Below are 11642 nucleotides of genomic sequence, written 5' to 3'. Positions count from 1 at the left end.
ACAAAACCCATTCAAAACTGGGGAATTATTATCAACCAATTTTACCTTATTTTTGACCAAAGAATCAAAAACAAATAATCAATACAAAAAACAACTTACACAAAATTAGGGATAGTGTCCAAACATCCATTATTACACTAACAGTCAATCATTTCATACAATTAAACTCTTAATCTATTCCCCTATGAGAATCTCTACATTCTTGTTTCTGTTGTTTTTTCTAAGTCAAAACCTATTAGCACAACAAAAACAAATACCCTGCGGTGTAAACGAAAGCATTTTACCCGAAAGCACCATCAAAGCCATGCAAATGGCACCCACTTGGCTAAAACAACAACAAGCTCGTAAATCTGCTAATGAATTTTATGTTTCCAGAATTGCCGTAGATATAGATTCGGACACCTATGAATTATACGAAAAAGATACTACTTTAATTAAAATCGAAGTCATCAAAGCAATTGAAAGGGTTTCTAAAATTTATGAAGCAGAGATTAATACACAATTGGTTGTAAGCTTTATTAATATCAGAAAAGACACCCTTACTGACCCTTATCGTGGTGTAGATAGTATATTTGCTTTGTTGTTTACTTTAATAGAAGAACAAAATAATGGAGTATTAAAAAATGTTGCGTTTGACCACGCTGTGTATCTACCCACAAAATCTTTTTATGGTGCTGGTGGTATGGCTTCTGAACAATTCAATATTTCACCATGGGGTAATATTAGCACATTAGCTCATGAATTAGGACATAACTTTGGTTCACCGCATACACAAAGCTGTTATTGGCCCGGTGGAGTAATAGATTATTGTTATCCAGCAGAAGGAGATTGTTATACTGGTCCTTTAGAGGAAAAAAGGGGAACTATTATGAGTTATTGTGAGGCAGAACTTACTTTTCATCCTCTTTGTAGAGCTTTGATGCAAAACTATGCTGAAAAAAATTTGAATAAAATAAGTGCTTTGTCTGCCATTACACTTACTGGTAGTAAAAATATTGATGGTAGTTACTATATTTTCAATCCAATTCCTTCGGCTGAAAAGTATTATTATCAAGTTTCGGAAACGGAAGATTTCTCCAAAATTATTACTTCGGATTCGAGTGATGTCAATATCATTAATTATGGTAAAGTATTTAGAAACAAAACTTATTACCTAAGACTTAAAGCAAAAAACAGATTAGGAAGTTCTGAGTGGTCGAATACGGTTTCCATAGAAATACCCAATACTATCCTTGCTGCACCCCAATTACTAACGCCCCTTGATAACATCAAAGAGGTGAAAATAAATAATAAAATGCTTATTACTTTTGAACCAGTAGAAGGTGCAACCGCTTATGAGCTTGATATAGCAAACAATAGTCTTGATAATTATCAAGACTTTTCTGCGAAAAAAAATATTCCTACCACTACAAACAATTCCTTTACCATTATTCCTCAAAATTTAGATCTATATACTGATTGTTTTTATTGGAAAGTAAGAGCAATCGATGGAAATAGGAAAGGTAGTTGGTCAGAAACGAGAAGAGTAATACTAAGTGCTCCTAATGAAGATGTCTCTACAATCTTCGGGCAAGCTAATAATTTACAATTAACTGCCCCTTTTTCTTATAGAATTTATGATAAAAAATATGAAGCTAAACTTACAGTTTCTAAAAACGATGATTTCAGTAATCCAATCGTTGAAAGAAAAATAGTGCCTAGTAATTATAATTTCATAACAAATTCATTTTCGGTGGAAAACCTGGATGCCAATACACAATATTACTTAAAGTTCGAAACCATTAATCCTAAAAAAGATTTAGCTTATGGTTTTCCTGAAGGCGTATTAAGAACATTTAAGTTGCCTTTTAAAACAGGCAACTATCTGCCATCAAATACATGGAAATATCTTATCGATGACAATACTCCTAATATTGGTACATTGCCCTCTAATATCATCCCAATAGGCAATAGTATCTTCAAATATACTGAAAAGGGAATCGTGAAAATTAATTCTGATAGTATTAAAACTGTATTATACGGACTTGAAAGTACCAACAAAGAAATAGGAAATGTTATCAATGCCATAGATGTTGACTCTTTAGGAAATCTTTGGGTTCTTATGGAAACCAGTAAAAGGAAAGTATATTCAGGATTATTTGCAGTATCTGCATATGCTTTGAAACAATTTGATGCAAAAACAATGCAATTGTTATCTTCAAAAGAACTAGATTTTGAAGGACCAGTTTTTGACATAAGACATTTAGATATTAATCATGGACTGGTAAGTGGTAGAGGAAAAGTAGCCAAAATAGACGACAAAAATCTTGTAAAAACTTTCTATCAGTATGATAATAATGGAGATTCCTATTTTTCAAAAATGAAAGCAAATGAAACAGACATTTGGTTTCTTTCCATTTATTACACTACAGATCTATCTACTTTGAAATGTACTGTAAGTAGTTATAATCTTGCCACTAAAAAAGTTACTCATTATAATAATCAAAATAATAGTATTATTCCCGCAACAATTAAAGATATAAAAGTCGATAAAAATGGAACCCTTTGGCTAATAGCAAATGGAGAAATTGTGAAATACGATGGACAAACTTGGATAAGTTATCCTTCAAATACTTTTACGCAAGGTACTATTGATAATATTTGTTTTGATGATGCTAACAACCTATATGTATGCACAAACTATTATGAGAGTGATATATATACCCTAAAAAATAATAACTGGCAAAAAATAGTTACATTCCCAACCATTTCATCTTCAAATATGGAAATAGATAAACAGGGAAGATTTTGGTTTAACAATTATACTGGTAATTTACGAGTGAATCCATGTGGTTCAATTACAAAACCAAAATTTAGCAATAATGCTATAAAAACAATTGATGTTGGGCAGTCAATCAATTTGGAAGCCAAAGGTTGCAGCAATGTAATGTGGAATTGGAGTAGTGCTGTTGAACAAGTAAATAATAAATTAATTTCAGGCACTAACATCTTAGCAGTTAACCCAAAAGCAACTACAGCATATTCAGCTCGTTGTTATGATAATGGCTGTATGAGTGATGAAACTGTTTTTAGTTTAGCAGTTCGTCCAAACCTTTTAACCAATAAAGTAGCTAAAAATGAAGTCTGTTCAGGAGATAGCATTAAAGTACTTTCAACCATAGAAGGCTCTTTTGATGAAAGCAATGTATTGTCTGCTACATTAACTTCTAGTACAAAAACAAAATATAGTTTCCCGTTAGTCAATCAGACAACTTTTTCATCTTTTCTTCCAAATTCAAGTATTCCAAGTGGAAAGTATTGGTTGAAAATCAATGCAAGTTCTCCGAAAATTTCGTCAAAAGACTCTGTTGAAATAACAATTGCGGCTTTACCAACAGGAAGTATTTCTGGAGTAGAAAATTTCTGTGCTGGAGGTAGTACTTCACTTACTGCTAATACAAACAATACTGTAAGTTATCAATGGTTTGAAGGTAAAAGCATGATAGGCACAAATAACAAAGCTATTACTGTTAACAAAGGAGGATACCAATACACGATTGCTATGAAAAACGAAATAGGATGTACTAGTTTTTCAAATGTCATTACAGTTACAGAAAATCCATTGCCAACTGGTGAAATTATCGGAAACACTAATCTGTGCAATGGAGGAAATACAACCCTTCTTGCCATAACTAAAGATAAGGTGAGCTACCAATGGAAAAGAAATAATGAAGCGATTGGCGCTAATGCAAGCAATCTATTTGTAAGCCAAGAAGGTAAATATCAGGTAGAATTAACCAGCGAACTTGGATGTCGTAGCACCTTAGCCTCTACAACTGTTGTTATACACCCAAGCCCAAGTGCCGAAATAATAGGAGAAAAACAATTTTGTGAAGGGCAAAGCACTACATTAACTGCTAAAAGTAATAACACTAAATACTACGAATGGTTAGATTGGAACGGTACTATTAGTACAGATAAAAGCATAACTATCACCAAAGAGGGAGAGTATTCGCTATTTCTTGAAAGTGATAAAGGATGTACGATGCAACTGACACACCTTTATATTTACAAAAATCCTTTACCAACTGGAAAAATTACAGGCACAACTAATTTTTGTGAAGGGAGCAGTACTGTACTTTCTATAAACAGTAACAACGCAAAAAATTATCAATGGTTAGAAGGAAAAAATATTGTTGGCACTAACAATAGTATTACGGTAACAAAGCCAGGGCAATATGCTATTGTTTTAAAAAGTGATAGTGGATGTGTTAGCACCGCAGACACTGTAATAGTAGTACAAAACATTTTACCAATTGCTACAATAACAGGCGATAAAAGCTTTTGTGAAGGAAGCACTAAAATATTGACAACTTCTGTAAGTACTGGTATCGCTCCTTTCAATTATACTTGGGAACTAGGCACAACTGTTTTAAATGATAAAACTAATGCTATTACAGTTTCAAAAGAAGGTACTTATACTGCAATAATAACTGATGCAAATGGATGTGCTGATACAACAGATATTCATGCTATTACTGAAATCAAACTCGTAAAAGCAACCATCACCAAAAGTGGAACAACGGATATTTTACAAAATACAGATGTAACATTATCAGTCATTCAAGATGCTAGTTATACTTATCAATGGAATAAAGATAATGCTATAATTACTGGTGCAACTACTAATACTTTCACAGCCAAAGAGGCAGGAATTTACAATGTAACCATTACTGCTAATGGCTGCTCGTCAACTACTGAACCTGTTACAGTAAATTTAGTTACAGCTAATGAACCTAATACTTATTGGAACAATGTATATTTGAATGCTTTCCCTAATCCAAATGAAGGACATTTCACACTGGAATTTACCAATAATGATAATCAGCCTATTTCATTATATCTATATGATATATTAGGAAAAACGATGATTCAGAAAGTAATTAAAACAAAAGGAAAATATTCGGAAGTAATTGATATTTCAACGTATCCGAGTGGAGAGTACTTCTTGATGTTACAAAAAGATGATTTTAAGAAAACTTTGAAATTAAGGAAAAAGTAAAAGACACAAAAAAAGCTGGAATTTCTTCCAGCTTTTTTTGTTTTGTAAGGATTCTAAAGATTAATCTTCAACTTGAATTCCCAACTAGCGCAAGTGTTAAGCAAAGCATCACTTGTGCTAAACTTTAATTCAGTTTGAAACTGAATTAAAAAACGTCCAAGACACAGTCTTGAACGAGTTGGGAATTTGAAGACCAATACAGTTCAGTTGGGAACTGTGGAGTAATTCATAAGTAACGGTCAATAAAAAATCCTCTCAAAATTAGACTTTGAGAGGATTTTGCTTTTCGTTACCTAGCATATTTACTTTTCCATAGCGTTTGAATTAATTCTCTATCTCTCATGTAACCTTGTTTACTTATGGTATCAACATCTTGTATTAGACTTCCATCGCATCTGTAAATATTACAAGCAACACATGAAAACAGACCACTCTCTACTTGGAAATAAAAAACATCATTGTAAGAATATAAATTTATGGTTGCCATATTAGAAATCTTCCCTAAATTTTTATCCATTACATCACCCTCAACATATCTTTTATGTAATTCAGACAACCATTTTATTTCTTCTAATGGATATTTAAAGCCACAAGGAGCTTCTTTTACCTCCACTCGGGTAACATCTTCAATAAGTTCCTTTTCACAAGAAAACAATGAAAAGATGAGTAAGATGAGTAAATATTTTGTAGTTTTCATTGATTTAGTCAATTATGATTTTATGTCTTTTTATGTCTTGATTTTTTGCGTTGAAATGTAAATAATAAGTACCTTTTTTCAAATCAGAAGTATTTATTTTTACCTTATTCTCTTCCATCAAACTATCATTCCCAGTAATTTCTTTCACAAGATTTCCTTTTTCGTCAAAAATTTTAAAATTTTTGACTTCATTTTCTACTAAATTACTGTCACTATCTTTAAATTCAACCGTAATTTCTTCTACCGCAGGATTAGGATAGACCACATAAGATGAATATCCGTTTCCACAATTATAAAGATAAAAGAAAAATGAACCAGACCCGCAACTGTTACTAATTGTTGATCTAATCCTTACGAAACTCCCCCAGATATTAACATTACACCAACCTCCTGAAGGACTCAAAGACCCATTTGATGATAAAGAAATCGGATCAAATTGCCAAGTGTATGAAGCACTTTGATTATTGCTCCAACTTAAAGTAGCATAATTGCAAACATTTGTGTTGGACGAAGCGGGCTGATTATTTACCATAATTTCTGGCGTAAAATATGGGCTACTATTGCAACTTTTAACATAATAACCTACAATACTACCATATCCATTGGGATAATAATTATCTCTATGCCTCATAAGGGGTTCTAGCCCCCATTTAGAAATAAACCATTGAGAGTCACTTGTAACAATAGCGGAGTGATTGCCCGAAAAAGAAACTTTTGCACCAGAAGTAATACCACTTGATACATAACTTCCATCATTCCAGAAAATGTCTTCAGCTGTATCACCATAATATCCAATCCAAACTCTACTTCCACCGTCTGCATTAAACCATGCATAGCCATGACAGTTATAAGACTTTGTGGCACTGCCTATTCTTTGTGCCGAAGGACCAACAACATAATTATCATAGTACGAATTTATGGTATTGATATCATTTTGAGAAATTTCCTGTGGATGAACAGCGTCAGAAACAAAACTACCTTTGGGAGTTAAAATAGTTGCATTTGTCTGTGAGAATGACCATTGAGAAAAAACAGTAATTACAAATAATGATAGTATTTTTTTCATATTCTGTTGAGTTTAGTTTTTAAATATCAATTTGAGGCAAAATCGTTCAGAGTTACCAAAAGTTCATCAAATGAATCATTATCCAGAGCTAAACCCTTCTCAATTCCAATTATGATTTTATCTTTATTTTTAGAACTTAATTTGGCTATTTTTTCTTTAGAGAAATTTTGTATAATTCTTCCGCCTGTTGTAGTCAAAACGGACGTGTCTAACACACTATATGAATTAGTATCTTTCTGTTTATATTTCAGAACATTTAACATTACTTTGATAGCCTTTTTACCATCTTCCATACTCATATACTGCATTAATTCTTTTGAACCTATCGCTATTTCAATTGCTCTTATCTTAAAATATGATTTAGCTGAATTGCTTGAACTTTCTACATCAGGTATTCCATTCTTAGAGTAATAATCAAGAAGTGTTTTGGCACAATCTTTTCTCAATAAAAGTTCGGCTAAACTATTACATTGCTTTGACATATTTCTCCATCCCTCTTCCATGTCATTATAAGCATAGAAATCAAATAATAACGGATAGTCAATGTACGCTTGTAATAACTCTGGTGATGTCATGGATGTTAACTTATCCTTTGGAATCAGAAATAGATTTATCTTTTCCTAATGGGTTTTCATTTGTTTCCACTCACCAGAATTTGGATAAACATACTTCTCCGAATTTTGAGCTTGGGTAAAGTTCCAAGATGCAAATAAGATAATAAATAATTTTAGATTTGTTTTCATAATATATTGAGGTTTAAATTTTGTGAACAATGATTATCATTATAAATCTATAAAGAACTTTCAATATTTAAAAGACATTTTAAGCATAATTAATATTAAATAAATACAATTTTAAAATTGTATTTCTGAAATTGTGTAACTCTAACTTGGCGTAGTGTTCTGTGCTAAACTTTAATTCAGTTTGAAACTGAATTAAAAAACGTCCAAGACACAGTCTTGAACTATATGAGATTTCAAGAAAACATTGAAGTTGAGAAAAAAGTAAAAGCACAAAAAAAGCTGGAATTTCTTCCAGCTTTTTTTGTGTACAAGAGTTTTTTAAAGACTGATTTATTTTAATTATTTACTCAAAATACCTGCTAATCTTAGCAAATCAGTATTGATAATCTTCTTTTTAGTAATTGTATCGTGGAAAGGAGTGTAAATCAATTCGTCGTTTACAATTCCAGCCATTTCATTTTTATGACCCGCTAAAAGACCTTCCAAAGCTCCTAAACCTAAACGGCTTGCTAGTATTCTATCCGCAGCACTTGGGCTACCTCCTCTTTGGATATGCCCTAAGTTAGTTACACGAATATCAACAGGTACATCAATCGTTTGCTTGATTCTGTCAGCAATTACAGCAGCATTTCCTTCTTCATCTCCTTCTGCAACAATAACAATTGAAGAAGTTTTCTTTTTATTGAAGCCTGCTTTCAGGGTTTCCACTACATCTTCTACAGTTTGTCTTTCTTCTGGAATCAAGATTGATTCTGCTCCACCCGAAATACCTGATTGAATGGCAATATAACCTGAATCACGACCCATTACTTCAATAAAGAAAATTCTATCGTGTGAATCGGCTGTATCTCTAATTTTATCAATAGCATCCAAAGCTGTATTTACAGCAGTATCGTATCCAACTGTAAAATCAGTGCCATAAAGGTCGTTATCAATTGTTCCAGGAACACCTACTGTTGGAATTTGAAATTCATTAAAGAAAATTTCAGCTCCAGTAAAAGTACCGTTTCCTCCGATAGCAACTAAGCCTTCAATGCCATGTGACTTCAACTGTTCGTAACCTTTTTTTCTTCCTTCTGGAGTCATAAATTCTTTACTCCTAGCAGATTTCAAAATAGTACCACCACGTTGAATAATATTACTTACTGACTGTGAATTGAGCGGAATAATATCACCTTTAATCATTCCATTGTATCCACGAATTATTCCAAAAATTTCGACTCCATGATGTAGTCCTCCCCTAACGACCGCTCTAATTGAAGCGTTCATACCTGGTGCATCACCTCCTGAAGTAAATACCGCAATTCTTTTCATGTTGGTAAAGATTGTATTTTAGTAAACTTGGTTAATAGTAGCGATTAGGTTAACATGAATGACATAAATCATCATTCATTTACGCAAAACCTTACAAATTTATCGTTTATAAGTGATGTTTCTAAGATTTTTTCAAAAAATTACAGTTAAATAAAACATAAATAGTAATTTATGTCAATATTCCAACATTAAATTGAACTCCTTGCTTTTTCACAAAGAAACAAAATATTTTGAAGCTAAAATCTATATCGTCAAGAAGTAATTTGTATTAGCGGTATATTTGCAAAATTATTTAACCATTAATTTATCTCTTCGATTTCTTTCGAGGTAATTTCTTAGCTTTTCAACTACCATTCCATGTTTAGATTAGTACTTCTTTTTATTATTTATTTATCATTTCCTTTTCAAGGAGTAGCACAACAATGGTTAGGTATTTCTGGTAGTAATTATACAGGTACAAACACACTTTATTCAAATCCTGCGAATGTGGCAGATTCTAGGTATAAAGTCTATGTTAATTTAATCGGAAACGATTTGTTTCTTACTAATAACTTCACCAATTGGGATGCTCCTTACTCTGTACTTCAATTATTTTCAAATACTGTCCCTAGCAAATATAGAAATCCAAGTAATCAAAATATCATTTACAAAGATGAGTATTTAGCCGCTAACCAAAGTGATGGTAAAAAACACATGCACAGTATTGATGACCTCCGTGGACCATCAGTAATGATTAACCTCAACGACCAGCAAGCTTTAGCACTATCTACAAGAATTAGAACGGGAATTAATTTCACGGGACTGGAAAGTCAGTTTACCGAATTTATTCGCACAGGGATTAAAAATGAAGACCTTCAAAATAAACTAGTCAGTCTCAATGGTTCAGCATTCAATACTAATAGCTTTGTAGAAATAGGTTTAACATTTGGACAAGTATTGTTTGATGAAGAAGAAGATTTTGTAAAAATTGGAGGAACAATAAAACGATTGGTGGGCTTATACTCTGCTCATTTAATGGTCGATAATGCCAATTATGACATCATAGAAGACCCAACAAACCCAGACGAACGATTACTCCAACTCAATAATATTGTTGCTAAATACGGTTATACCCTCAACAGTGCTTATGAAAATGCAAGATTTTCGCCAAGTTGGCTTTTTGGAAATAATTCAGCTGGAAATGGCTGGGGACTTGATATTGGTTTCGTTTATGAGTATCGTCCTAATCTCAAAAAATTTACTTATCGAGAAAAAGGAGTATTGAAACTAGACCCAAGTAAAAACAAATACAAATACCGCTTAGGGGTTTCATTAGTGGATATTGGTGGACTAAAATATGCCAATCCAAATTATGTAAAAAATTGGCAAATCAATACTACAAATCAAGTTTTTAATTCTGCTGATTACAAACAAAAAATAACTGACCTTGATGATGCTTTTGACCGTTTAAATAATTCTCTCAATCTGAATGATGCCCAAGCAAAAACCTTATTCAACAGTAGTTTGCCTACAGCGTTGAGTGTCAACTTTGATTATCATTATAAAAATAATATTTATATCAACAGTGTTTGGACACAAGCTTTAAGAAGCGATTATTCTGTTGGGATAAAATCTCCTTCATTGTTAGCAGTAACACCAAGATGGGAAACAAAATGGGTTGAAGTAGCTATGCCTTTCGCACTGCTAGATAACTACAGTACTTTTTCATTTGGTTTAGCGGCTCGCCTTGGACCTGTTTTTCTGGGAACAGATAATCTTGGAAGTATCTTAAATATTGGCAAACCTCGTGGACTCGACCTCTACTTTGGAGCAAGTATTCCGATTTTCCGTCGCCCTCCTACTGTACCTAATGCTTGTTTTTATGAAAATTCTTCTCGAAAAAGCTTTAAAGAAATACTCATGTTTTGGAAAAAATAATCCCCCTTAAATATCAACACGTTAAAATCATCATTCACCACTCACAATTCAAAACTCTTAATTACATAACTCCTTGGTCTGCAAAACTATAATATTTTTTATCAGTAAAAATCAGATGATCTAACACAGAAATATCTAAACTATTACCCGCTGATTTTAATTTTTGAGTAAGATCCTTATCTGCTTGACTTGGATTTAGATTACCAGAAGGATGATTATGTGCCAAAATTATTCCACTGGCTAAATGTTCCAAAGCTATTTTAAATATCATTTTCGGGTCGGCAATCGTTCCTGACACACCTCCGCTACTTACTTTTTCACATTTAATCACGTCGTTAGCTCTATTCAAAAGAATAATCCAGAATTCTTCATGAGATAAATCTGACAAATGAGGTTTCAATACTTCATAAGCATCTTCTGAACATCTAATTCTTGGACGATTACTTGTTTCTGTCTCTTTCTTTCTTCTTCCTAATTCTAAAGCACTGACAATAGTAATTGCTTTGGCTTCGCCAATGCCTTTGAATTTAGCTAAATCTTTTACAGAAAGTCTAGCAAGTTGATTCAAATCATTCTGAACACTTTGCAGAATTACTTTGGCAATATCCACGGCTGTCATTTTTTGAATACCAGTGGCAATTAAAATACCCAATAATTCAGCGTCAGATAAAGCGGCTTTACCTTTCAGGAGTAATTTCTCACGAGGTCTATCTTCTTCTGCCCAAGATTTTATATTAAGATGGGGATTGTCGTAGGATTTCATAGGTGTCTTCGTTTTTTTGTAGTATTTGTTTTAAGTAAATCAATAGAAGTATTTTAAGTGCCTGAATTTAAAAGAATAAAATCTTTTCTTAACTAATCCTA

7 protein-coding genes are annotated in these 11642 nt (G+C 32.6%); 2 read left to right on the top strand and 5 right to left on the bottom strand.

Going from position 1 to position 11642, the window contains the following annotated elements; genetic code table 11:
• Positions 1-184: 184 nt before the first annotated feature.
• On the top strand, positions 185-5041 hold the full coding sequence (locus tag VB776_RS16940; RefSeq protein WP_323698057.1) for a T9SS type A sorting domain-containing protein: 4857 nt from the start codon (positions 185-187) through the stop codon (positions 5039-5041).
• Positions 5042-5330: 289 nt separating this feature from the next.
• Here VB776_RS16940 and VB776_RS16935 read toward each other — a convergent pair whose 3' ends face one another.
• The 4 genes from VB776_RS16935 to pfkA form a co-directional block, all read right to left on the bottom strand.
• Positions 5331-5738, bottom strand: coding sequence for a hypothetical protein (locus VB776_RS16935; protein WP_323698056.1), 408 nt, complete (start codon positions 5736-5738; stop codon positions 5331-5333).
• 4 nt (positions 5739-5742) lie between these two features.
• Positions 5743-6804 carry a T9SS type A sorting domain-containing protein gene (locus tag VB776_RS16930; protein WP_323698055.1) on the bottom strand — a complete coding sequence of 354 codons (1062 nt, stop codon included), beginning with the start codon at positions 6802-6804 and terminating at the stop codon, positions 5743-5745.
• 26 nt (positions 6805-6830) lie between these two features.
• The gene (locus VB776_RS16925; protein WP_323698054.1) at positions 6831-7379 is read right to left on the bottom strand and encodes a hypothetical protein; all 549 of its coding nucleotides are present in this window, start codon (positions 7377-7379) and stop codon (positions 6831-6833) included.
• A 507-nt stretch (positions 7380-7886) separates the two neighbouring features.
• Positions 7887-8861, bottom strand: coding sequence for a 6-phosphofructokinase (gene pfkA / locus VB776_RS16920; RefSeq protein WP_323698053.1), 975 nt, complete (start codon positions 8859-8861; stop codon positions 7887-7889).
• A gap of 357 nt (positions 8862-9218) precedes the next feature.
• Here pfkA and VB776_RS16915 point away from each other — a divergent pair, with 357 nt between their 5' ends.
• Positions 9219-10778: a DUF5723 family protein gene (locus tag VB776_RS16915; RefSeq protein WP_323698052.1), complete on the top strand. Its 1560-nt coding sequence runs from the start codon at positions 9219-9221 to the stop codon at positions 10776-10778.
• A gap of 61 nt (positions 10779-10839) precedes the next feature.
• Here VB776_RS16915 and radC read toward each other — a convergent pair whose 3' ends face one another.
• Positions 10840-11541, bottom strand: a complete 702-nt coding sequence (gene radC / locus VB776_RS16910; protein WP_323698051.1) for a RadC family protein — start codon at positions 11539-11541, stop codon at positions 10840-10842.
• Between the last annotated feature and the right edge of the window lie 101 nt (positions 11542-11642).

It is taken from the genome of Arcicella gelida (assembly GCF_034931025.1).
Lineage (GTDB): Bacteria > Bacteroidota > Bacteroidia > Cytophagales > Spirosomataceae > Arcicella > Arcicella gelida.
This window is presented reverse-complemented; position numbering and strand designations above follow the sequence as displayed.

Coding starts and splice junctions, on each gene's coding strand:
- VB776_RS16940 (WP_323698057.1), top strand. CDS start 185: ATGAGAATCTCTACATTCTTGTTTCTGTTGTTTTTTCTAAGTCAAAAC.
- VB776_RS16935 (WP_323698056.1), bottom strand. CDS start 5,738: ATGAAAACTACAAAATATTTACTCATCTTACTCATCTTTTCATTGTTT.
- VB776_RS16930 (WP_323698055.1), bottom strand. CDS start 6,804: ATGAAAAAAATACTATCATTATTTGTAATTACTGTTTTTTCTCAATGG.
- VB776_RS16925 (WP_323698054.1), bottom strand. CDS start 7,379: ATGACATCACCAGAGTTATTACAAGCGTACATTGACTATCCGTTATTA.
- pfkA (WP_323698053.1), bottom strand. CDS start 8,861: ATGAAAAGAATTGCGGTATTTACTTCAGGAGGTGATGCACCAGGTATG.
- VB776_RS16915 (WP_323698052.1), top strand. CDS start 9,219: ATGTTTAGATTAGTACTTCTTTTTATTATTTATTTATCATTTCCTTTT.
- radC (WP_323698051.1), bottom strand. CDS start 11,541: ATGAAATCCTACGACAATCCCCATCTTAATATAAAATCTTGGGCAGAA.